Consider the following 22,848-nt stretch of genomic DNA (forward strand, 5'->3'; position numbering starts at 1 on the left):
AATTCGAAATCAGGCCGTTTCGCCGAACAACTCGCGGCCGATCAGCATGCGCCGGATTTCGGATGTACCGGCGCCGATCTCATAGAGCTTGGCGTCGCGCAGCAGCCGTCCGGCGGGATAATCATTGGTATAGCCATTGCCGCCGAGCGCCTGGATGCATTCGAGCGCCAGCGCCGTCGCCTTTTCAGCGGAGTAGAGAATGCAGCCTGCGGCATCCTTGCGGGTCGTCTCGCCGCGATCGCAGGCGGCGGCCACCGCATAGACATAGGCGCGCGCGGCATTCATCGTCACATACATGTCGGCGAGCTTGCCCTGCATCAGCTGGAATTCGCCGATCGATTGGCCGAACTGCTTGCGCTCATGCATGTAGGGCAGCACCACATCCATGCAGGCGGCCATGATGCCGATGGGACCGCCCGAGAGCACGACGCGCTCGTAATCGAGACCCGACATCAGCACGCGCACGCCGCCATCCACCTGACCTAGAACATTCTCCTCCGGCACTTCACAATCGAGGAAGATCAGCTCCGAGGTGTTTGAACCGCGCATGCCGAGCTTGTCGAGCTTCTGGCCCACGGAGAATCCGGGGAAGCCTTTCTCGACGATGAAGGCGGTGATCCCTCGCGGGCCGGCATCCGGCGAGGTCTTGGCGTAGACGACGAGAACATCCGCATCCGGACCGTTGGTGATCCACATCTTGCTGCCGTTCAGCACATAGCGGCGGCCGCGCCTTTCGGCACGCAACTTCATGGAGACGACATCGGAGCCGGCGTCGGGCTCCGACATCGCCAATGCACCGATATGCTCGCCTGAAATCAGCTTCGGCAGGTAGTGCTCCTTCTGCGCCGTCGTGCCGTTGCGATGGATCTGGTTGACGCAGAGGTTGGAATGGGCGCCGTAGCTCAGGCCGACGGAGGCGGAAGCGCGGCTGATTTCCTCCATCGCCACCGTATGGGCGAGATAACCGAGGCCCGCTCCGCCAAAGGCTTCGTCGACGGTGATCCCAAGCAGGCCGAGATCACCCATCTCCCGCCACAGATGCATCGGGAAACTGTTGTTGCGGTCGATCTCATCGGCAAATGGTGCGATACGGTTGGCAGCAAAACGGCGCACCTGTTCGCGCAACGCCTCGATGTCCTCGCCAAGCGCAAAGTTCAATCCCCCTGCAAACATCCGGCTTCTCCTCCCGATCGTCCCGAACGCGCGATCCTTACGAACCTATATCTCTTCATACCCGCTTCAAGTTTCGGCCGGCGCCGTCATGCAGCATCGGCAGGCATAGGCTGTTTGCCCTGCTTCTCCTGCGGCGACTCATAGGCCTTCAGCTTGTCAGCGATTTTCACGGTGATCCTGCGGGCGGCCTCCTCCTTGACCGGTCCGAAGCCCCTTATCTCATCAAAGAGCGAGAGGATGGCAAGGGCCTCGGCCTCGTTGTCGTGGCGCAGACCGGCGAGCACCCGCTCGGCAACCCCTTCATATTCAGCAATCAGGCGACGCTCCAGCCGGCGTTCCGCCATATAGCCGAAGGGATCGAAGGGCGTGCCGCGCAGACGCTTCATCGGCGCAAGCGCCCGCAGCACCGGTAGGATCCATGCGCCGAACTCCCGCTTCTTCGGCCGGCCGTTCGGATCCTTGCCGCCAAGGATGGGCGGCGCGAGATTGAGGGCCAGCTTGAAGTCGCCTTCCATCTCCTCGCGCAGATGCGCCTCGAAAGCGGGATCCGTCAGCAGGCGGGCGACCTCGTATTCATCCTTGTAGGCCAGAACGCGTGCATAGGTGACGGCAACGGCAAAGGGCACCTTATCCGAAAGCCGCTCTTTTGCGGCCAGCGCATTGGCGCGGGCGACAAAAGCGGCATAGCGTTCGGCAAGGGCTGCATTCTGATAGGCCGTCAGGTGAGCCTTGCGATGCTTGATGAGCTCGTCGAGGCTCATCTCCGCCAGGGTCCTGCCCTTCTCCGGCTCGGCCATCATGGCATGCACGGCCTGCGGATCGTGCGCCAGAAGCCGTCCCCACTGGAAGGCGGAAAGGCTGGCCTTGACCGCGACGCCGTTCAGTTCGATCGCCTTTTCGATCGCCTCGAGCGACAGCGGCAGTAGGCCGCGCTGCCAGGCAAAGCCGGTCAGCAGGATATTGGTCGATATGGCATCGCCGGTCACCTCGGTCGCGACGTGGTTGAAATCGAGGAAGACGGACTTCTCGCTGACGGTCTTTGCGATGGTGTGCTGTATCGAGCCGGTCTTGAAATCGAAATCGCGGTTGCGGACGAAATCGGCGACCGGCATGAGCCCAGTGTTGACGATGGCTGTCGTGCGCCCCGGCGAGCAGAGCGTGATCGCATCCTTGGAGGCACCCACCACCTCGTCCGCGGCAAACAGGAGATCCGCGCCGCCATTGACGATGCGCGAGGAGGTGACATCGGCCTGATTATGGCCAATGCGCAGATGGCTCATGACCGCGCCGCCCTTCTGGGCAAGGCCGGCCATGTCGAGGATCATCGGCACCTTGCCGTCCAGATGCGCAGCCATGCCGAGGATAGCGCCGATGGTCAGGATGCCCGTGCCGCCGACGCCGGCAATCGCAATATTCCAGGGCCGATCGCCAATGACGGGAATTTCGGGCATCGGCACATCGACATCGGCATGATCAAGTGCTTTGCGCTTGCGGCGCTTGCCGCCATGAACCGTCACGAAGGACGGGCAGAAGCCTTTTACGCAGGAGAAATCCTTGTTGCAGCTCGACTGGTTGATCTGGCGCTTGCGGCCGAATTCGGTTTCCAGCGGCTCGACGGAGATGCAGTTGGACTGCACAGAGCAATCGCCGCAGCCCTCGCAGACAGCCGGATTGATGAAGACGCGCTTCGCCGGGTCTTCCATCAGCCCGCGGCTGCGGCGACGGCGCTTTTCGGCCGCGCAGGTCTGGACATAGACGATCGCCGAACACCCCTCGGTCTCGCGCAGCGTCAGCATTACCTGATCGATATGGTCGCGATGCAGCACCTTGACGCCGGGCGCGAGTTCCGAAGCGCGATAGGCGGCGGGATTGTCCGAAAGCAGATAGATCGGCTTGACGCCCTCGTCATGCAGCTGCTTCGTCACCAGCTGCGGCGTCAGATAGCCGTCGATCGGCTGGCCGCCGGTCATGGCGACGGCATCATTGTAGAGCAGCTTGTAGGTGACGTTGACCTTGGAGGCGACGGACTGGCGGATGGCGAGAATGCCGGAGTGAAAATAGGTGCCGTCGCCGAGATTGACGAACATGTGCTTTTCATCGGTGTAACGCGCAATCGCTGTCCATGGCACGCCTTCACCGCCCATCTGGGTGAAGGTCTCGGTGTTGCGGTCCATCCAGGTGACCATGTAGTGGCAGCCGATGCCGGCAATGGCGCGGCTGCCTTCAGGGACGCGGGTCGACGTATTGTGCGGACAGCCGGAGCAGAAGAAGGGTGTGCGGTTCAGCGGCGCGACATGGCTGCGGCTGATCTGGCCGCGCTCGGCAAGATAGGCAAGCTTGGCGGCGATGCGGTCATGCAGGCCCTGATCGAGATCGAGCTTGACGATGCGCCCTGCGATCGCTCGCGCCACTGCGCCCACCGTCAATGCCGCCGATAGGCTGAGATAGGGCTTGTCGTGCTCATCGAACTTGCCGACGATGCGCGGACGGACATCGGCACGCCAGTTGAAGAGTTGCTGCTTGATCTGGTTTTCGATGATCTCGCGGCGCTCCTCGACGACAAGAACCTCGTCGAGCCCTTCCGAGAAATGTCTGACAGCCTCGGGCTCCAGAGGCCAGGGCATACGCACTTTCAAGATACGCAGGCCGATCGCGGCCATTTCCTGAGGGCCGATCTCCAGCTCGCGCAGCGCCTGCAGCACATCCTCATAGGCCTTGCCGGACGAGATGATGCCGAGGCGGGCGTTCGGCACATCATGCGTGATTTCATCGACGCGATTGGCACGGGCAAAGGCGATGGCCGCATAGGCCTTATAAGTCTGCAGCCGATCGTCCTGCACCAGCGGCGGATCGGGCCAGCGTAAATTCAAACCACCGGGCGGCATTTCGAAATCGGTCGGCAGGACGAATTGCCGCCTTTCCCCCGAGAGATCGATGGCAGCCGTCGTTTCTATGGTGTCGGCGATGAACTTCATGCCGACCCAGCAGCCGGAATAACGCGACATGGCGATGCCGAGCAGGCCGTATTCGAGGAATTCGTGGATGGACGATGGATAGATGACCGGGATGACCGCAGACATGAAATCATGGTCGGTCTGGTGCGGCATGGTGGAGGATTTGGCGGAATGATCGTCGCCGGCGAAACAGAGGACGCCGCCATGCTTGGAGGTGCCAGCGGCATTGCCGTGCTTCAGCACATCACCGGAGCGGTCGACGCCGGGGCCTTTACCATACCAGATGCCGAGCACACCATCCTTGCGGGCGCCGGGCGAAAGGCCGACCTGCTGTGAGCCCCAGACGGCCGTCGCGGCAAGATCCTCGTTGATCCCGGGCTGGAAGGTGACGTCGTGGGCGTCGAGATAAGTCTTGGCTTTCAAGAGCTGCTGGTCGTAACCGCCGAGCGGCGAGCCGCGATAGCCTGAAATGAAGGCTGCCGTATTGAGGCCGGCAGCGCGGTCGCGCCGCATCTGCGTCATGGGCAGGCGTACCAGCGTCTGCAGGCCGGTCATGAAGACGCGGCCTTCCTCTGCGGTATATTTGTCGTCTAGCGATACACTGGTCGCAAGCATCTGCTCTCCTCCCGAGATCGCAGTCATCGAATGCGCATGTTTAATTTCGCCGGAAGCCTCCTACCGCTTCCGATGAAAATCATGCTGGAATTCTAGCATGCGCCGACGCTAATTTCCGAACGAAGGCGAAGCATCAACAGCATGATTTGCAAAGAATTGGGGGACTTGTCTGATATTTTCGTGCTTGTCCTATGCCAGCCATCAGCCCTCGGAGGACGAGGCGGCCCAGCTATCTATACACCATTCCATCACAAGCTTTCATCGAGATATCAGCGGCAAGGCCTTCCGCTCCTCCCAAGCGACCAATAATGTCGCGCCGACTCGAATCTGGGAGACCCATATGCTGACGATCTACGGTGTCTATCGCTCGCGCGCTTCGCGCAACTATTGGATGGCTAATGAGCTCGGCGTCGAGTTCAAATCCGTGCCTGTCATCCAGGCGAGCCGGCTGCCCAACCCGCTTGCCGCCGATGCGCCGATCAATACGATGTCGCCGGAGTTCCTGGCCGTCAATCCGATGGGCATGATCCCCTGCATCAAGGACGGCGATCTCGTCCTGCATGAATCGCTCGCCATCAACCTTTACCTCGCGCGCAAGTATGGCGGTCCGCTGGCCGGCAAAACGATCGAGGAAGAAGGGCAGATGTCGATGTGGACCATGTGGGCGGCAACCGAAGTCGAGCCCTACAGCGTCGCGCTCGTCCGCATCTATGACAATGCCCAGGAAAACAGCGAGGCCGGCAAGACGGGGATCGCAGTCGCCTGCCGCTCACTGAAGAAACCGCTCGACGTGCTGGAAAAGCACCTGCAAAACCAGGACTATCTCGTCGGCAATCGCTTCACCGCCGCCGATCTCAATCTCGCGGAAGTACTGCGCTACGCCCAGACCGAACAGGAATTGTTCGATGCGCGTCCGAAGATGAAAGCCTGGATCGAGCGTTGCCAGTCGCGCGATGCTTACAAGGCCATGCAGGCGACGCGCGCTCAGGAGCCGATCTGATAGCTTCTATCGGAAGAGACGCATGCTCTCTTCCATCTCTTCGCGAATCCAGGCCTTGAAGGCGGTCACCTTCTTAGGTTCGCGCACGCCTTCGGCGGTGACGAAATAATGGCCGAAGCCCGTCTTTACACGGATGCCGAAGGGATCGACGAGGCATTTCTGCTGAAGGGCATAGGCAGCCAGCGTCTGCCAGGCGAGCATCACCCCCTGCCCCGCTATAGCCGCATCCAGACAGAGCGACGCGTCATTGAAGATGTGCCGCTCTTCCATGCAATGGCCTGAAAGCCCGGCTTTGCGCAGCCAGACCTCCCAGCCGAACATCGCGTGTCCGTCGATCACGGCGGGGACTTTCAGGAGATCGGCCGGTTCCCGCAGCGTGGCGGCGATCTGCGGCGTAACCACCGGGAACACTTCCTGCGCCAGCAGCAGCTCGGCTTTGACATCGGGCCATTGCCCACTGCCGACGCGAATGCCGATATCGACATCCGACGTCGCCGGATTGATGAGCCGCGTGGTGGCATCGATGCGCAGGCGGATATCCGGGTGGCGGCTGGCGAAGCGGTCGAGCCGATAAACCAACCAACGGGCTGCAAAAACCGGCGCGACCGAAATCGTGAGGATATTTTCATCCTTGTGCTGCGCAAGCGCGACTGCGGCCGCAAGCGCCTGAAAGCCCTCGCCAAGCCTCGTCAATACCGCCAGCCCCGATGCCGTGGCCGTCATGCCTTTTGGAGTTCGCTCGAATAGTGGCCGCCCGAGCTGCGCCTCCGCCTTGATGACCTGCTGACTAACCGCGCCGACCGTTACGCCAAGTTCGTCGGCGGCCGCCTGCAGCGAACCGAGCCGCCCGACCGCCTCAAGAGCGCGCAAGCCATTCAGATGAACGTTGTTGAGATTTCTCATTATAGAATATCTATATCAGCATCTCGGCATTCTCAATTGCGCAAAGCGGGAATACGCGCGATTATTGCAATATGAAATTGAAAAGTGCCGCTACCCCGCCGGCCGATGCTCCTTGGGTTGCATCGATGCGGGGATCCAAGGAGGCAATCACATGTCGATCTTGAAGCTTTTCTTCAATCATCTACAGGAAGAGGATCGCGAACAGGAAAACGATCCGCTGCAGCACCCAATGCTCGCGAGCATGTCGCTGGAAGAACTGGCCGACCTGCCGCTCATGCCGGAAAATCTCGGGCGGCCTATAGACAAACGGTGCGTTCAGCCGGAAGAATGCGCCTGACAGAGACCTGCTCTATATCCGTAAAACATGACATCGGTCATCGATATGGACGTCATCGCCCAACGATTGCAGCGGCTTATCGCGCAAGCCCGGCTGCCGGCGGTTGAACCCGGCCTGCATTACGGCCTACCGGCTTTCAAGGTCGGCGGCAAGGCATTCGTGACGGTGAAGAATAACGAGACCATCGTGCTGTCGCTGCCGCTCGACCGCAAGGAGCAGCTGATGGAAATGGCGCCGGAGATCTATTTCCAGACCGATCACTATGTCGGCTGGCCATCCCTGCCGCTGCGCATTGGTGCGATCGATGACGAGGAACTAGAGCTACGCTTGATCGAGGCGTGGCGATACCGCGCCCCGAAAAAACTTCTGGCAACGTTCGGCTGATCCACATCAGCCCTGTTCGACGGCAAGCGCCTTCTGAACGGCCGGGCGCTCGAGCATGCGCTGATAATGCGCGCTGACCTTGGGGAACTGTTTGATATCGACACCGTCTCCCGGCAGCCACTTCTCCATGGTGAAGAGATAGCCGTCTGCGACGGTATATTGCTCTCCCATTACCCAAGAGCCTTTCAGCATCTTGTCCTCGATCAAGGCGAAGCTTTCGGTCATGGTCTGCGGCACCTTGGCCTTCATTGCCTCGATGGCAGCGGGATCGTCGGTCCAGCGGTAGCCGCGTCCCTTGTGTGAATGGTTCACGTGAACGGTGGTCGCGATATAGCTGTTGAAGGATTGCATCTGCGCGAATTCGAAGGGATCGTCGAGCGGTGCCAGCTTGGCGGCCGGTGCGATCTGGGCGATATAGGCCATGATCGCGATATTCTCGGTGATGACGCCTCTGTCGGTCACCAGGGCCGGAACGCGACCTTTGGGATTGATGGCCAGATAGTCCGGCTGGCGCTGATCGCCATTGGCGAGGTTGAGGCGACGGTGCTCATATGCGAGACCAGATTCTTCCAGGGCGATGAGACTGGCGAGCGCGCAGCTTCCGGGCGCAAAATAGAATGTCAGCATGTTCCGTTCCTCGATTGAATTCCGCGAGGAAGCTAAAGCGAACCCGGCCGATACGGAAGTGGGTGATGCTGATGGGCGCCACAAAAGGTTTTGATCGATCGGCCATGCACGCCCATCCCCATGGGCTGGCTCAATGGGGATGGGCGGCTCGCGTTCAGGCGCAGCCGGGCACGTCTTCCAGCCTGTGCCAGACGGGAATGCCGCGCTCGCGGGCGATACGGACATCATTGTCGGCGCCCTTGGAGTCGCCGGGCAATCTCAGCACACCCTCGCAAAGCTGCAGCAGGCGGCCAGCTGTCGGGTGGAAGATCTCTTCATAGAGATCGTCCCCGACGCGCTTGCCGCCGGCGGCGTGCCAGACCGGCAGCGCAACCCACTCGCCGATCATGGGAAGATGGCCTGCCTTGAACAGAGCATAGGACGGCTCCTCTAGGCGCTTGAGGTTTTCTGCCATCTTTTTCGGATCATCGCCGGTGCCGGAGCGATACGGGCCTGCAATCAGGATCAACATGTCATGTCTCCATTCTGAACACCTGCTTCCTGCAGGAATTTGCACGAATATGCGCATATTTCCTTGAATGTCGAATCGATTCTGATAAATTCGTGATCATTCGTGATATATCGTGCAGAGATGGACATGCTGACCAGCCAACGCAAAGCCCTCATCCTCGACAGATTGCGCTGGGACGGCCAAGTGATCGCCAAGGTTCTGGCCGATGAACTCGATCTGTCCGAAGACACGATCCGCCGGGATCTGCGAGAGATGGCAGCGGAGAAGCTGCTGAAGCGCGTGCATGGCGGCGCACTGCCGCTGTCACCTGAGCTACCCGATTTCACCGCTCGGCAGACAGTCTCCTCCGATGCGAAGCGACGGCTCGGCACCTATGCGGCCAAGATGATCCAGCCGGGCCAGACGGTGTTTCTCGATGGCGGCACCACCAATGCCGAGATCGCTCGTCAGCTCCCGAAGGATCTTGCCGCCACCATCGTCACCCACAGCCCGACGATCGCTGGCGAACTGGAGCATCATCCCGCCGCCGAGGTGATCCTCATTGGCGGCAAGCTCTACAAGCATTCGATGGTGGCGACGGGTGCGGCCGCCATGGCGATGATCGCCTCCATAAGGGCTGACATCTTCTTTCTGGGGGTCACAGCTATCCATCCCGCCCGCGGCTTTTCGACCGGCGATTTCGAGGAGGCGGCTATCAAGCGGCATATCGCCCATTGCTCGGCCGAAACCTATGTACTGGCGACGGGCGAAAAGCTTGATGCGGCCTCCCCATACCAGATCCTGCCGATGAAGGATGTGTCAGGCCTCGTTGTGCCGTCCGATATTGCGGAAGAAAGCCTGGCACCCTATCGGGAGACCGAGCTTGCACTCTTGCTGGCCTGACGTCGGTTGCGAGTCCGCTTTACGCAATTTGCATTATCATCATCATACGGCCGAAGATTGATCCTATGCCGCTCACACATCGGCCTGCCTTGCCGTTGTTGCCGATCAAGCCTGCATCACCATGCCCAAGAGATCGCCCGTGAACGAACGCCGCATTCATCAGCTCTTCGAAATCAGTGTTCTCCTGAAGGGCGCGCATGCCTTGATCGAATGCATCGGCGGCATCGTGCTTGCGCTCGTCAGCACCGAGTCCATCCTTCGCCTGGCAAACAGGATCACGCAGCCCGAGCTGCTCAACGATCCCAAGGACTTTATCGCGACACACTTGCTCGCGTGGGCGCAGGATTTCTCGGTCGGCACAAAGGACTTCTATGCCTATTATCTGCTCAGCCACGGGCTGGTGAAGGTGCTGCTCGTCATCGGGCTGCTCAAGGGCAAGATGTGGGCCTATCCGGCTTCACTGGTCGCCCTGGGGCTTTTCATCGTCTACCAGCTCTACCGCTTCACCGAAACGCACGGGATCGGGCTTGTCATTCTCACCGTCTTCGACCTGGTGGTGATGATCCTGATCTGGAAGGAATACAGGATCGTCCGGCAGCATGCGCCCGCCCGGCAGACGATCGGCTGAACCGAAGAACGGAGGCTAGAGCAATTCCAGGAAAAGTGCGCAGCGGTTTTCCGTCCGGAATTGCGTGAAAACAAAGAGATAGAGCGGTTCGGGGATTCCGTGAACCGCTCTAGGCAGTCAATGCAGCTGCCGGCATGATATTGCCGACATGGATGCCGTTCCAGTTCCTGAAAGACCTGTCGGCCATCGCCATGAGGCCGGCATGTACTGCGTCGTCTTTCTCGAAGAAACGGGCCAGCACCGCCGCGACCATGACCTCCGCGGCACGAGTCGTGCCATCGTCGCATTTGAGCGCGATGGCAATACCCTGCTCGGGGATCGCGGCACAAAACACGCCTTCGGCGCCGGTCTTGGCGAAAATACGGCCGGGAGCGATCTGCATGAGTTTGGTGCAGGCGCGATCGGTGCCGGCGACGTAAAACGGTTCGGCCATGCAGGCCTCCAACAGCCGGCGGGACGCCTTGGCGCGCAGCGGCTCCAGGCCGGCGCCCGTCGCCATCCTGGCAAAGCCATGTGCCAGTCCCTTTAGCGGCACCGCATAGGTCGGGATCGAGCAGCCGTCCGTGCCGCAATTGTCATGGGCAAGAACGGTGCCGGTCAGGCTCCGCATGGTGTCGCGGATCTGCTGCTGCAGCGGGTGATCGTAGCCGACATAGCCCCTGGGATCGATATCCTGATGGCAGCAGGCGCAGACGAAGCCGGCGTGTTTGCCGGAGCAATTGTTATGCAGCGCCGTCGGCTTGTCGATGGTGCGGGCCTGATGGATGAGGGTCTTCTGGTCGAAGGACCAATGGGCGCCGCATTCGAGCGTGCCGACATCGCGACCGGCTCGCGCCAGCATCGAGGCGGCGAGCGCCACATGCTCGTCCTCGCCATTGTGGGATGAGCAGGCGAGTGCCAATTCCTTGTCACCAAAGCCATAGGCATCCGCGGCACCGCTTTCGACCAACGGAAGCGCCTGCATCGCCTTGCAGGCAGAACGCGGAAAGACGCCGCTTTCGATATCGCCGAGCGAGAAGACCAGCTTTCCATCGCCATCGACGACAACGACCGAGCCACGGTGATGGCTTTCGACCTGGTTGCCACGGGTGACATCGACGCAGACGGGATTGGACATGATGGAAGCTGCCTTTAATTTGCCAGACGGGCAGTGATAGCCGCTGCACCATTGATTGCCAATCGCCGATGCCGGCGGCCAGCATCAAAAAGCGATCTCTCAGGCCGCGTCGCGGATCCTGTAGGCGCAACGCCGGGCGCCGAGCAGAATATGCTCCTCCCGTTCGACATCAGCGCCGAGCACCATGCGAAAAGTCTCCAGCTCGGATCGGCAGAAGCCGGCACAGGCAGATGCGGCCGCGCAGATGGGGCAATGGTTCTCCACCAGCACCAGCGAACCGTCCTCGTCCTGCCAGTGATCGGCCATATAGCCTTCCCGCGTGCGGATAGCTACGAGGCTTGCGACGCGCGACGGCAGATTGGCCGCCATATCGATCTCGCTGCGGTAGCGCCGAAGCGTTTCCGTTTCGCGGGCGGAGATGACGGTGTCGACGGCGCCCTGTCCCAACTGGCTGGCCATGGTCGCAAGCAACGTGGCGGTCAGATCCGCGTGGCCATCGGGAAATCGCTTGTTGCCGTCAGCCGTCAGATGCCAGAGCTGGCGCGGTCTGCCCCTGCCGGCTGCCGCCTCCGCCACCGGCTCGACCAGTCCCTCCTCCGCCATCTTCGTTAGCTGCTGACGGGCCGCCTCCGACGATATGCCGAGCGCATCGCCGATGGCGGCTGCCAGCTGCGGCCCGTCGGTTTTCAACAGGATCAGAATTCGATTGGCGGGTGACTGACGCATTTTTCCAAGTTTTCTCTTGTTTTAATCTGGCGAGGATGTAATTTCCAAATTATAACTTGGAAAATAATCAACCGCTAGGGAAATACCGAGGATCGCCCGATGTCCAGCATCGAAACCACTGTTCCCCTCAAATCAGCCTCCATCTTCACGCTGTTCTCGCCAAGACTTCTGCCTGCGACACTGATGCTGGGCGGGGGCGTCACGCTTTATGCCGTTGAATCCTACATCACCGCCACGATCGCCCCCTCGATCGTGCGCGACATCGGCGGCCTCGAATTATTCTCATGGATGACGACGCTTTTCGTCGCCGCAGGCGTGCTTGGCTCCATCACGGTTGCGACCAGGCCGAAGGGAATAGGCTTGCGCGCCGTCTATGTTGCAGCGGCACTCGCCTTTGGCGTCGGCAGCCTCGCTTGCGCTATCGCGCCCACCATGCCCGTGCTGCTGATCGGGCGCGCCGTTCAGGGCTACGGCTCCGGCATGTTGTCCGGACTTGCCTATGCTTTCATCCGCTTCATCTATCCGGAACCCCTGTGGCGCAGGGCCTCGACGCTCTACGCCGCCATCTGGGGCGTAGCGACGGTACTTGGACCGACGCTCGGCGGCCTCTTCGCCGCGGGGAGCGCCTGGCGGGAGGCCTTTCTCATCCTCGTGCCGGTGGCTGTCCTCATGGCGCTCTCGGGGCGCTGGCTGCTGCCCGATGTCGCGGACGATCGGATCGACACCAGAACGCCGCTGATCCAGATCATACTTCTGCTTGCCGCAGTTTTATTCGTCAGCATTGCCGGCACGATCGAACATGGATCCTACAAGGCCACGCTGATTGCGGTTTCGGTCGCTCTTGTTGCAACGATGGTGCTGATCGAGCGCAAGAGCGAGGTGCGCCTCCTGCCCTATGGGGCAGTCATGCTCAGCAACCCCATCGCGCGGCTCTATCTGACGATATTCACGATGATGCTGGTGCTGACGAGCGACATCTATATCCCCTACTTCCTGCAGACGCTCCATGGCGTAACGCCGCTGGTCTCGGGCTATCTCGTGGCGCTGGTGGCGCTCGGCTGGACCATTGCGGCCTTCTTCAGCAACTCCTTCTCGGGGAGGCCAGCGGCGGTCGCCATCATTGCCGGCTGCCTTCTGGAAACCGCAGCCACGGCATCGCTGATCCCATTCCTGGCGACCACAATGCCTTTCTCCGAACTCACGGAATTCACGCCGGCCGTGATCGCCATGTTCCTGATGGGCTTCGGCGTCGGCTTGGGATGGGCGCATCTCGTGACCAGAATCATCGGCATCGCTCGCAGGACCGAACAGGACAAGGCCTCGGCGGCGATCTCGATGACGCAGTCGCTGGGCGGCGCATTCGGTGCCGCGCTCGCGGGCGTCATTGTCAATGGCGCAGGCCTGACCCATCCGGGTGGCATTGCCGGCGGCCTCTCTGCCGCAACATGGCTCTATACGCTGATGGCCATACCTGGCCTCGTCGCCATCGCCCTGTCGCTGACGATCAAGCCAGCTTCAGCATGATCTTGCCGATGTGGTCGCTGCTTTCCATCAAGCGATGCGCCTCGACCACGTCGTCGAAAGAGAAGGTCCGATAAATGACCGGGGCGACGGTGCCTTCGTCCAGCAGCGGCCAGACCTGGGAGAGAAGGTCGTCGCGGATGGCACGCTTTTCCTCGGCCGTGCGCGGACGCATGGTCGAACCGGTCACGGTCAACCGCTTGACCATGATCGGCGCAAGGTTGGCCTTCTCCGCCACCGCACCGCCAAGGAAGGCAATAATGGAAAGGCAGCCGTCACGGGCAAGCGAAGCGAGGTTCTTTTCCAGATAGGCGGCGCCGATCATGTCGAGGATGATATCGACGCCATGTTCCGTCTCGGCCCTGATGACCTCGGCGAAATCCTCTTCTCTATAATTGATCGCCAGCTTGGCGCCGAGCTTCTCGCAGGCCTCGCATTTTTCCTTAGAACCGGCCGTGGTGTAGACCGTCGCGCCGAAGGCGCGGGCAAGCTGGATTGCCGTCGTGCCGATGCCGCTGGAGCCACCATGGATCAGCACGCTTTCACCTTCCGTCAGGCCGGCCATCTGGAAGAGATTGGCCCAGACCGTGAAGAACGTCTCAGGCAAAGCCGCTGCACGCACGGCGTCATAGCCATTCGGGAAACGAAGCGCCTGGCCGGCGGGCAGGACGCAATATTCGGCATAGCCGCCGCCATTGGCGACGCCGCAGACCTTGTTGCCGATGGCAAACTCCGTCACGCCCGGCGCGACGTCGACCACTTCGCCTGATATTTCGAGACCCAGGATGGGGCTTGCATCCTTCGGCGGCGGATAAATGCCCTGCCGTTGCGCCACATCCGGGCGGTTTACACCGGCAGCCTCGACACGGACGAGGATCTCGCCCGGTTTCAGGACCGGCAAAGGCCGGCGGCCGATGGTCATGACCTCCGGTCCGCCAAAGGATGGCAAATCCACGAAACGCATTTCAGATGGCAAGGGCATGGCGCTATCTCCTCTCCCAGCAAAGCAGTGGAGATAGTTTAGCGCAGAGCGCTTGAAAAGGAGCTGTCATGGGAGGGCGTCAATTCGTCTCGGCCAGACCGAGAAATGCGATGCCGATATCGCTTTCCTTTGCCTTCGTCTTGATGCCGGCAATGGAGGTGCTGACGCGGTTGATATTGTCGATCACCAGTCCCTCGGGCAATTGCAGGATACCGATGGAGCAACGCATCAGCGGGAATTCCGCCTTGGCGCCGCTGCGGTCATGCCCGCGAATGCGGCCGGCCGCCCGATCCTCGGCCGAGTAAAGATCGAGGACGTCGGCATGAAAATCGACAAGAAGCCGATCCAGAACCTCGCGCAGCTCCTGCATGCTCCAGCCGGTGACGCCGATGAAGAAATCGTCGCCGCCGACATGACCGAGGAAATGGCGCTCGGCAAAGAAATAGCGGCGCATCAGTGCCGCGAACAAGGAAATGGCATGGTCGCCGAGATGGAAGCCGTAGGCATCGTTGAACGGCTTGAAATTGTCGAAGTCGCAATAGCAGAAATGCCTGATCTCATCGCCATCGCGGCCGGCGCTCTGCATGAAATCGTGGATCGCCCGGTTACCCGGCAGGCCGGTCAGCGGGTTCTGATCCTGAGCGATCTTCAGCTGCTTCTCGTTGATGACCTTGATGAGCGAGGCGGCCGAGACGATACCGGCATAATGCGTGCCTTCGGTGACGATCAGGCAATCGCTGCTTTCCATGTTGGCGAAGATCGCCATCAGCGTATCGGCATCGGAATCGAGGCCGACGATCGGCGCCATTTCGACGAAATGCGAGATCGAACGCTCATAGACCTTGTTCTTCAAGAGATCGCGGCCGAAGGGCTGATAGATATATTCCTTCAGCTGATATTCATGGATGATGCCGCGCGGCTCGTCATTGGCATTCACGACCGGAAAATAGGCCCGGCGCGGATTGCGGCGAAAAAGCTCGAAGACGCTGTCGATGCTGTCGCTCTCGCGGATGGTCGGCAGCACTTCGATCTGCTTGCGGATGAGGATTTCATCGAGCGACTGACTGTTGCGGGCGACCTTACCGAGCTCCTGCAGATGCGGAAAGCTTGGCTTGAGCTCGTTGACGAGCACTGTCGGGCGGGCAATGAACCAGCCCTGGACGAGATCGACACCGAATTCGCGGCAGGTCAGGAATTCCGCCTCGGTCTCGATACCCTCGGCGATAACGCGCGTGCCGAGCACATGGGCGATATTGACGAGATGCCGGAGAATATGGCGCTTGCGGGCGCTGCGGTCGATTCCGACAATGAAGTGCCGGTCGATCTTCAGATAGTCGATCGGGTAATCGGATAGGAGCTTCATTTCGCCGTGGCCGACACCGAAATCGTCGATCGCCAGCTTGAAGCCGGCATTTCGCATCCGGGCGACCAGATCGCGAAACCCGGGTACGATGGTGTTGTCGAAGCGCTCGGAGAATTCGAAGCAGACGGACGAAGGCGCGATCCCGGCCTTCCGCATGTGCTGCAGCAGGCCATCCATCAATGCTGCACCTTGCGGGATCAACCGGACATCCAGATTGAGAAAAAGGGTAGCGGCAGCGATATTGGGCAAAGTGGCGAACTTCGCCAGCGCCCGGCTGGTGACCATCTGCTCCAAACCGAGAAGCTGGCCAGTGCGCTCGGCCTCGTCGAGGATATCGACCGGGCTCGCAAAACCGATGCGTTCCTGTCCGCGCATGAGGGACTCGTAACCGAAAACGGCGCCGGTGCCCGCCTCGACGATCGGCTGAAATGCATTCTCGATAACGAGCTTGGCGAGAGTGACAATCTGGTCGCTGGCATATCGGCGCAATACGCCCGGCTCGACCGCGGCAGTCAGTGACATGCCCATCTCCACTTGCGGATTCTGTTCTAATTTATTTAAGTAAAACTTTGGATTTACCGCGTTTTCGCCCCAAGATGCGCCATAAGCGTCAACGAAACCTTTCCCGCATGTGAAAGTTTCATGAATGGTAAAGCAATGTTAACCATTCGTCAGGACGGGAGGCAGACGGTGCGCCGGCACGCGCCGCTGCTATCGCCAGCAGCTTGTGAACTAATTGTGCGTGTGCCGTTCCGCGTCGTAATCGGCAAACATATCGGCGACGCAACGGCTGCCTTTTGCCGTGTCTCCGCCATCGTTGGCCGCATGCGGCACGTCGCAAATGTCATCGCGTTTGCGGGCTGCATCCCACATGCGCAAAGCTTCCCGCACGACTTCACTGCTTGAGGCATAGGTGCCGGTATCGACCGCTGCACGGATGCCGGCAGCCTGAAGCGGGGAGATGGAAACCGTTACCATTGGCATGATATTCCTCCCTTGACGTTGTTATGCGGAAACTTGGCTGAAAGCATGTTCCGCGGCCTCGACAGTGCCTTCAGGGCATGTCCCGGACATGCGTGTTTCCAAATGAAGGTACCGCCGTCACAATAACTCAACGCCGCTCCGCCTTATTAGCGGAGGGACAAAGAGTAGCGCCGCTCACGCTCCTTGTCAAAAAGTAGCAGTTCGTTACCCCTTTTGGAAGATCGCCTACCGCCTGAGCACAAGACCGAAGGCCACCAGCGTCCAGCCTTGGAAGATCAGATCGAGGGCCAGGAAAAGGCCGAGGATCCAGAGGCTGTTGACCGGCCAGCCGACCGCGATGGCGATGCCGGCGGCGGCGGTCGCAAGGCCGCTGATGACGATCCAGACCCAGCCGCGCTCCGGCTTCAGCTTGCGGCCGACCCAGACACGAAACGTTCCGGCAATGAGCAGCGCGATGGCGAGGAACAGCGTCAAAGCTTCCGAGGCCAACAGCGGATTGGCGAAAGCAAGCACGCCGGCAATCGTATAGAGCAGGCCGCTGAGAACCCAGAACAGGATGTGCTCCCAGCCCCGCACCTGAAAGGCATGGGCCAGATGCACAATGCCGCCGATCAGCATCAGCATGCCGACATAATAGACCGAGGCGACGGTGGCCAGGAACAGATTGCCGAGCGCGATGCCGCCACAGATCAGAAGCAATATGCCGAGCCCGACAAACCAGCCCCATTTGTTACGCATTGCGGATGACGGGACTTCATCAAGAATATCGACCATGACTGCACCTCCTCCTAAGAGGAAGTATGGCACAGAAATGCTTGGCGGAAAGAGGTTGCGGATTTTTTGCCATGGAACGCTTTTCGTGTAATTTTTTTATTGATTGATCAGTCAATCAAAAATACACTCTAGTTCCCAGACTGGAGTTTGACGCATGCCGAAAGTCGGAATGGAACCCGTGCGCCGCAAGGCGCTGGTGGATGCCGCGATGCGCGTGATCGGCGATCACGGCTCGCTGACCGTCACCATGTCCGAAATCGCCAAGCAGGCCGGCGTTTCTCCTGCCCTTGCGCATCACTATTTCGGCAGCAAGGAACAGCTGCTGATCGAGACCGTCCGCGTGCATCTACAGCGGCTGCGCGACGGCGTCGTGACGGCGCTGCAAGCCGCGAAAACGCCGCGCGAAAAGCTCTCGGCCGTCATCCGCGTCAGCTTCCAGGCCGACCAGTTCGCGCCGGAAACGATCGCTGCATGGCTCGCCTTCTATGCCGAGGCGCAGCGCTCGGAAGAGACGCGGCGCTTTCTCGTCATCTACGCACGCCGCCTGCATTCGAATCTGGTCGCCAATCTCAAGGCTCTGTGCCCGGCCGGCGACGCTGGGCGGATCGCCGAGGGCGCGGCTGCCATGATCGACGGGCTCTATATCCGCCAAGGCCTTCGCTCCGCGCCGATCAGCACCGAGGCCTCGATCGCGCTGACGGAAGATTACCTGACGACCCATCTCAACGCGTTGAAAGGCTGAAGCCATGCTGACCGTTTGGGGCCGCAAATCGTCATCGAATGTGCAGGCGCTGATGTGGTGCATCGGCGAACTCGGTCTTGCCTATGAGCGCATCGATGCGGGCTTCACCTATGGCGTCAACGACACTCCTGAATTCCTGGCGATGAACCCGAACGGCACCGTTCCGGTGCTGCGCGACGGCGACGACGAGCCGCTCTGGGAAACCGGCGCCATCCTGCGCTATCTCGCCACGCAATATGGCGAGGATGCCTTTTGGCCGAAGAATGCGCGCCATCGCGCCCAGATCGACAAATGGGCCGAATGGGCCAAGATCAACATCGCCTTGAATTTCACCGGCCCGGTATTCTGGCGTGCGGTGCGGACTGCCCCTGCCCTGCGCGATGAGAAGGTGATCGCTACGGCTATAACTGCCCTCGGTGCGAAGCTTGACATCGCCGAGTCGCAGTTCGGACGGCATCGCTTCCTAGCCGGCGATAATCTGACGCTGGCCGACATACAGTTCGGCCATGCGCTCCATCGCTATTTCGACATAGACATCCAGCGCCCCGCCCATCCACGGCTGCAGCGCTATTACGAAAACCTCACCGAGCGGCCTGCTTTTCAAGAGCATGTCATGGTGTCCTACGAAGAATTGAGGGTTCTATAATGCGCGCACAACCGAAAGCCTCGCATTTCATCGACGGGGAATATGTCGAGGACACCGACGGCACTCTTATCGAAAGCATCTATCCGGCGACCGGCGAGGTGATCGCCCGTTTGCACGCGGCAACGCCTGCCATCGTCGAAAAGGCGATCGCCAGTGCCAAGCGTGCGCAGCCGGAATGGGCGGCCATGAGCCCAACGGCGCGCGGCCGCATCCTGAAGCGAGCGGCCGAGATCATGCGCGAACGTAACCGCGAGCTTTCGGAACTGGAAACGCTGGATACAGGCAAGCCGATCCAGGAAACCATCGTGGCCGACCCGACCTCCGGGGCCGACAGCTTCGAATTCTTCGGCGGCATCGCGGCGGCCGGTCTCAACGGCTCCTACATCCCGCTCGGCGGTGATTTCGCCTATACCAAGCGCGTGCCGCTCGGCGTCTGCGTCGGCATCGGCGCATGGAACTATCCGCAGCAGATCGCCTGCTGGAAGGGTGCACCGGCCCTCGTCGCCGGCAACGCCATGGTGTTTAAGCCTTCGGAAAACACGCCGCTCGGCGCGCTGAAGATCGCCGAAATCCTTATTGAGGCAGGCCTGCCGAAGGGTCTCTACAACATCATCCAGGGCGACCGCGAAACCGGGCCGCTGCTGATCAACCATCCGGATGTGGCGAAGGTATCGCTGACCGGCTCGGTGCCGACCGGCCGCAAGGTGGCGGCTTCGGCGGCCGGCACCCTCAAGCATGTCACCATGGAACTCGGTGGCAAGTCGCCGCTGATCGTCTTCGACGACGCCGATATCGATAGCGCGGTCGGCGGGGCCATGCTCGGCAATTTCTATTCGACCGGCCAGGTCTGCTCGAACGGCACGCGCGTCTTCGTCAACAGCAAGATCAAGCCCGAATTCCTGAAGCGCCTGAAGGCCCGCACAGACGCCATGCTCATCGGCGACCCGATGGACGAGGCAACGCAGATCGGCCCGATGGTCTCCTGGGCGCAGCGTGAGAAGGTACTGTCCTACATCGAAAAGGGCAAGGCTGAGGGCGCAACGCTCGTAACTGGCGGCGGCATCCCGAACAATGTCTCCGGCGAAGGCTACTATATCCAGCCTACCGTGTTTGCCGACGTCACCGACGAGATGACGATCGCCCGCGAGGAGATTTTCGGGCCGGTCATGTGCGTTCTCGATTTCGATGACGAGGCCGAGGTGATTACCCGCGCCAATGCCACCGAATTCGGCCTTTCCGGCGGCGTCTTCACCGCCGACCTTACCCGCGCCCACCGCGTCGTCGATCAGCTCGAAGCCGGCACGCTCTGGATCAACACCTACAATCTCTGCCCGGTCGAAATCCCCTTCGGCGGCTCCAAGCAATCCGGCTTCGGCCGCGAGAACTCGCTGGCGGCGCTGGAGCATTATTCAGAACTGAAGACCGTCTATGTCGGCATGGGGCCGGTACAGGCGCCTTATTGATCCACCTCCCCTTTGAGGGGGAGGTCGCCGCAAAGCGGCGGGTGGGGGTGACCAGCCGCAACGCGTATAGCAGCAATCGCCCCACCCCGGCCTGCGGTCGACCCTCCCCCTCAAGGGAGGGTGTAGACCCTTCGATTTACGCCCCTTTCCACCTGGAGCACATCGTCATGCAAGCAGATTTCGTCGTCGTTGGCTCGGGTTCGGCCGGCTCCGCCATGGCTTACCGCCTGTCGGAGGACGGCAAGCATTCGGTCATCGTTCTGGAATTTGGCGGCAGCGATTTCGGCCCATTCATCCAGATGCCGGCGGCCCTTGCCTGGCCGATGAGCATGGACCGTTACAATTGGGGCTATCTTTCCGAGCCTGAACCGCAGCTCAACAACCGACGCATCACCGCGCCGCGCGGCAAGGTGATCGGCGGTTCCTCCTCGATCAACGGCATGGTCTATGTGCGCGGCCATGCGGAAGACTTCAACCGCTGGGAGGCGCTCGGTGCGCAGGGCTGGGCCTATGCCGACGTACTGCCCTACTTCAAGCGGATGGAGCATTCGCATGGCGGTGAAGAGGGCTGGCGTGGCAAGGATGGTCCGTTGCATGTGCGCCGGGGCGATGCCCGCAACCCGCTGTTCCACGCCTTCATCGAGGCCGGCAAGCAGGCGGGCTTCGAGGCGACGGAGGATTATAACGGCAGCAAGCAGGAAGGCTTCGGCCTGATGGAGCAGACGACATGGATGGGCCGACGCTGGTCTGCGGCGACAGCCTATCTCAAGCCTGCGCTGAAGCGGCCGAACGTAAACCTCATCCGCTGCTTCGCCCGCAAGGTCATTATCGAAAACGGCCGCGCGACCGGCGTCGAAGTCGAGCGGGACGGCAAGATCGAGATCATTAAGGCAAACCGCGAGGTCATCATCTCCGCCTCCTCGTTCAATTCTCCGAAGCTGCTGATGCTGTCCGGCATCGGGCCTGGGCAACATCTGCGCGACATGGGGATCGAGGTGAAGGCCGACCGGCCGGGCGTCGGCGCCAACCTGCAGGACCATATGGAGTTCTATTTCCAGCAGACGAGCCTGAAGCCGGTATCGCTCTATTCCTGGCTGCCCTGGTACATGCAGGGGATCGTCGGCGCGCAATGGCTGTTCTTCAAGAAGGGCCTCGGCACCTCCAACCAGTTCGAAGCCTGCGCCTTCCTGCGCTCCGCACCCGGCGTCAAACAGCCCGATATCCAGTACCACTTCCTTCCCGTCGCCATCAGCTATGACGGCAAGGCGGCCGCCAAGAGCCATGGCTTCCAGGTGCATGTCGGCTACAACCTCTCGAAATCGCGCGGCAACGTCACGCTGCGCTCCCCCGATCCGAAGGCGGATCCCGTTATCCGCTTCAACTACATGAGCCATCCGGAAGACTGGGAGAAATTCCGCCACTGCGTGCGCCTTACCCGCGAAATCTTCGGGCAGAAAGCTTTCGACGAATATCGGGGACCGGAAATCCAGCCCGGACCGAACGTTCAGACCGATGATGAGATCGACGCCTTCCTGCGCGAACATCTGGAAAGCGCCTATCATCCCTGCGGCACCTGCAAGATGGGTTCGAAAGACGATCCGATGGCGGTGGTCGATCCCGACACGCGCGTCATCGGCGTCGACGGCCTGCGTGTCGCCGACAGCTCGATCTTCCCGCATGTCACCTACGGCAACCTGAACGGTCCTTCGATCATGACAGGCGAAAAGGCGGCCGACCACATCCTTGGCAAGCCGAGGCTGGCACGCTCGAACCAAGAGCCCTGGATCAATCCGCGATGGGAGACGAGCGATCGGTAGGATGGGCGCGCATCAGTGGTAATCCTCCTCTCGCTGATGCCTGATCGCTAGTATCGTCACCGTCTCGCTATCCTCGATTTCGAATAGAGCGACATAACCTGACGAGCCGAAAGGAATGACGAGTTCGCGGAGAAATGCGTCGTCCGCCGACGCTTTGCGGCAACTGAACGGAAAATTCTCCAGAAACTCCGTTGCCTTGGCGATCGCCTGATAGGCTTTTTCCGCAAGCTCGATGTCTCTTACCAAGAGATAGTCATAGAGTCGTTCGAGATCATCGAGCGCGCCTTGGGTGTAACGCACTACAAAGGTCATTTTCGTCCGGACGCTTTTGCAGCTTCAAGTTTGCGCTTCAGCATTCCCAGCACGTCGTCAGCGATATGATACACGCCTGTTTTCCTCGCATCCTCCCGCGCAGCAAGGCCGCGAGCGATGAATTCGGCCCTCGTTCGGCGGTGTTCAATCTGCGCACGCAGCGAACTTTCCACAAATGCTGACAATGACTCACCCTCTCGCAGCACGCTTTCAGCAGCGGCGCGCAAGGCGGGATCAACCCTCAAGGGGGGTATGGAAGCGGATTTCATTCATCGGCTCCTTTGCATTGCAATTGCGATACATTCTATTCGATGGCTCGAAACGGTCAACACGTGGATTAAGCCTTGGCCGCAAAAGGAAATTCTGTAAGAAAGATCGATATCGCAA

Annotated in this window: 23 protein-coding genes; 10 read left to right on the forward strand and 13 right to left on the reverse strand. The window is 60.5% G+C overall.

Translation table 11 applies throughout. The annotated features are described in order from the left end of the window. Window positions 1-9: 9 nt before the first annotated feature. Together PH552_RS22365 and PH552_RS22370 are read right to left on the reverse strand one after the other, a co-directional pair. Entirely contained in the window at window positions 10-1,173 is a 1,164-nt protein-coding gene (locus tag PH552_RS22365) for an isovaleryl-CoA dehydrogenase (RefSeq protein ID WP_112340287.1), read from the reverse strand. A gap of 86 nt (window positions 1,174-1,259) precedes the next feature. Next, the gene (locus tag PH552_RS22370) at window positions 1,260-4,742 is read right to left on the reverse strand and encodes an indolepyruvate ferredoxin oxidoreductase family protein (protein WP_113251067.1); all 3,483 of its coding nucleotides are present in this window, start codon (window positions 4,740-4,742) and stop codon (window positions 1,260-1,262) included. Window positions 4,743-5,082: 340 nt separating this feature from the next. Here PH552_RS22370 and PH552_RS22375 point away from each other — a divergent pair, with 340 nt between their 5' ends. After that, window positions 5,083-5,742 carry a glutathione S-transferase family protein gene (locus PH552_RS22375; RefSeq protein ID WP_112340285.1) on the forward strand — a complete coding sequence of 220 codons (660 nt, stop codon included), beginning with the start codon at window positions 5,083-5,085 and terminating at the stop codon, window positions 5,740-5,742. 6 nt (window positions 5,743-5,748) lie between these two features. Here the strand turns inward: PH552_RS22375 and PH552_RS22380 are convergent, their stop codons facing one another. Continuing rightward, window positions 5,749-6,645 carry a LysR substrate-binding domain-containing protein gene (locus PH552_RS22380; protein ID WP_112340284.1) on the reverse strand — a complete coding sequence of 299 codons (897 nt, stop codon included), beginning with the start codon at window positions 6,643-6,645 and terminating at the stop codon, window positions 5,749-5,751. Between the two features lie 151 nt (window positions 6,646-6,796). Between PH552_RS22380 and PH552_RS22385 the strand changes: the two genes are divergently transcribed. After that, a complete protein-coding gene (locus tag PH552_RS22385) occupies window positions 6,797-6,982 on the forward strand; it encodes a hypothetical protein (protein WP_112340283.1) in 186 nt (61 codons plus the stop codon). Window positions 6,983-7,009: 27 nt separating this feature from the next. Continuing rightward, window positions 7,010-7,366 carry an MmcQ/YjbR family DNA-binding protein gene (locus PH552_RS22390; protein ID WP_112340282.1) on the forward strand — a complete coding sequence of 119 codons (357 nt, stop codon included), beginning with the start codon at window positions 7,010-7,012 and terminating at the stop codon, window positions 7,364-7,366. Window positions 7,367-7,372: 6 nt separating this feature from the next. On the opposite strand, the gene PH552_RS22395 is transcribed toward PH552_RS22390, so the two are convergent. Beyond that, window positions 7,373-7,993, reverse strand: a complete 621-nt coding sequence (locus PH552_RS22395) for a glutathione S-transferase family protein (protein WP_112340281.1) — start codon at window positions 7,991-7,993, stop codon at window positions 7,373-7,375. Between the two features lie 154 nt (window positions 7,994-8,147). Continuing rightward, window positions 8,148-8,504, reverse strand: coding sequence for a DUF4406 domain-containing protein (locus tag PH552_RS22400; protein ID WP_112340280.1), 357 nt, complete (start codon window positions 8,502-8,504; stop codon window positions 8,148-8,150). Window positions 8,505-8,630: 126 nt separating this feature from the next. Here PH552_RS22400 and PH552_RS22405 point away from each other — a divergent pair, with 126 nt between their 5' ends. Both PH552_RS22405 and PH552_RS22410 read left to right on the forward strand, forming a co-directional pair. Next, window positions 8,631-9,386: a DeoR/GlpR family DNA-binding transcription regulator gene (locus PH552_RS22405; RefSeq protein ID WP_112340356.1), complete on the forward strand. Its 756-nt coding sequence runs from the start codon at window positions 8,631-8,633 to the stop codon at window positions 9,384-9,386. Window positions 9,387-9,525: 139 nt separating this feature from the next. Further along, window positions 9,526-10,014, forward strand: a complete 489-nt coding sequence (locus PH552_RS22410; RefSeq protein ID WP_112340279.1) for a DUF2127 domain-containing protein — start codon at window positions 9,526-9,528, stop codon at window positions 10,012-10,014. A gap of 109 nt (window positions 10,015-10,123) precedes the next feature. On the opposite strand, the gene PH552_RS22415 is transcribed toward PH552_RS22410, so the two are convergent. Continuing rightward, on the reverse strand, window positions 10,124-11,131 hold the full coding sequence (locus tag PH552_RS22415; protein ID WP_112340278.1) for an asparaginase: 1,008 nt from the start codon (window positions 11,129-11,131) through the stop codon (window positions 10,124-10,126). A gap of 99 nt (window positions 11,132-11,230) precedes the next feature. Next, window positions 11,231-11,857 (reverse strand): helix-turn-helix transcriptional regulator, encoded by a 627-nt coding sequence (locus PH552_RS22420; RefSeq protein ID WP_112340277.1) that lies wholly within the window; start codon window positions 11,855-11,857, stop codon window positions 11,231-11,233. Between the two features lie 99 nt (window positions 11,858-11,956). Here PH552_RS22420 and PH552_RS22425 point away from each other — a divergent pair, with 99 nt between their 5' ends. Next, entirely contained in the window at window positions 11,957-13,381 is a 1,425-nt protein-coding gene (locus PH552_RS22425) for an MFS transporter (RefSeq protein WP_112340276.1), read from the forward strand. Here PH552_RS22425 and PH552_RS22430 read toward each other — a convergent pair. The 4 genes from PH552_RS22430 to PH552_RS22445 all read right to left on the reverse strand — a co-directional run bounded on the left by PH552_RS22430 (window position 13,362) and on the right by PH552_RS22445 (window position 17,481). Beyond that, complete coding sequence (locus tag PH552_RS22430; RefSeq protein ID WP_113251069.1) at window positions 13,362-14,360, reverse strand: NAD(P)H-quinone oxidoreductase; 999 nt, start codon at window positions 14,358-14,360, stop codon at window positions 13,362-13,364. The two genes, PH552_RS22425 and PH552_RS22430, sit on opposite strands and share 20 nt — an antisense overlap. Before the next feature lie 79 nt (window positions 14,361-14,439). Next, window positions 14,440-16,245 (reverse strand): GGDEF domain-containing protein, encoded by a 1,806-nt coding sequence (locus PH552_RS22435; protein WP_112340274.1) that lies wholly within the window; start codon window positions 16,243-16,245, stop codon window positions 14,440-14,442. Between the two features lie 210 nt (window positions 16,246-16,455). Continuing rightward, the gene (locus PH552_RS22440) at window positions 16,456-16,707 is read right to left on the reverse strand and encodes a ribbon-helix-helix domain-containing protein (protein ID WP_112340273.1); all 252 of its coding nucleotides are present in this window, start codon (window positions 16,705-16,707) and stop codon (window positions 16,456-16,458) included. 225 nt (window positions 16,708-16,932) lie between these two features. Continuing rightward, the gene (locus PH552_RS22445; RefSeq protein WP_112340272.1) at window positions 16,933-17,481 is read right to left on the reverse strand and encodes an HdeD family acid-resistance protein; all 549 of its coding nucleotides are present in this window, start codon (window positions 17,479-17,481) and stop codon (window positions 16,933-16,935) included. 154 nt (window positions 17,482-17,635) lie between these two features. Here PH552_RS22445 and betI point away from each other — a divergent pair, with 154 nt between their 5' ends. The 4 genes from betI (at window position 17,636) to betA (ending at window position 22,149) form a co-directional block, all read left to right on the forward strand. After that, the gene (gene betI, locus PH552_RS22450; protein ID WP_112340271.1) at window positions 17,636-18,223 is read left to right on the forward strand and encodes a transcriptional regulator BetI; all 588 of its coding nucleotides are present in this window, start codon (window positions 17,636-17,638) and stop codon (window positions 18,221-18,223) included. A gap of 4 nt (window positions 18,224-18,227) precedes the next feature. Next, complete coding sequence (locus PH552_RS22455) at window positions 18,228-18,869, forward strand: glutathione S-transferase family protein (protein WP_112340270.1); 642 nt, start codon at window positions 18,228-18,230, stop codon at window positions 18,867-18,869. Continuing rightward, window positions 18,869-20,332, forward strand: coding sequence for a betaine-aldehyde dehydrogenase (gene betB, locus PH552_RS22460; protein ID WP_113251070.1), 1,464 nt, complete (start codon window positions 18,869-18,871; stop codon window positions 20,330-20,332). The genes PH552_RS22455 and betB overlap by 1 nt, the downstream gene beginning before the upstream one ends. Window positions 20,333-20,499: 167 nt before the next feature. Next, the gene (gene betA / locus PH552_RS22465; RefSeq protein ID WP_113250054.1) at window positions 20,500-22,149 is read left to right on the forward strand and encodes a choline dehydrogenase; all 1,650 of its coding nucleotides are present in this window, start codon (window positions 20,500-20,502) and stop codon (window positions 22,147-22,149) included. Between the two features lie 12 nt (window positions 22,150-22,161). Here betA and PH552_RS22470 read toward each other — a convergent pair whose 3' ends face one another. Beyond that, complete coding sequence (locus tag PH552_RS22470) at window positions 22,162-22,461, reverse strand: type II toxin-antitoxin system RelE/ParE family toxin (protein WP_113250055.1); 300 nt, start codon at window positions 22,459-22,461, stop codon at window positions 22,162-22,164. Further along, the gene (locus PH552_RS22475) at window positions 22,458-22,730 is read right to left on the reverse strand and encodes a YlcI/YnfO family protein (protein WP_285166306.1); all 273 of its coding nucleotides are present in this window, start codon (window positions 22,728-22,730) and stop codon (window positions 22,458-22,460) included. Before PH552_RS22475 ends, PH552_RS22470 begins: the two co-directional genes overlap by 4 nt. Between the last annotated feature and the right edge of the window lie 118 nt (window positions 22,731-22,848).

The sequence above is a fragment of the Rhizobium aureum genome (assembly GCF_030182495.1).
Classification (GTDB): Bacteria; Pseudomonadota; Alphaproteobacteria; order Rhizobiales; family Rhizobiaceae; genus Rhizobium; species Rhizobium tropici_C.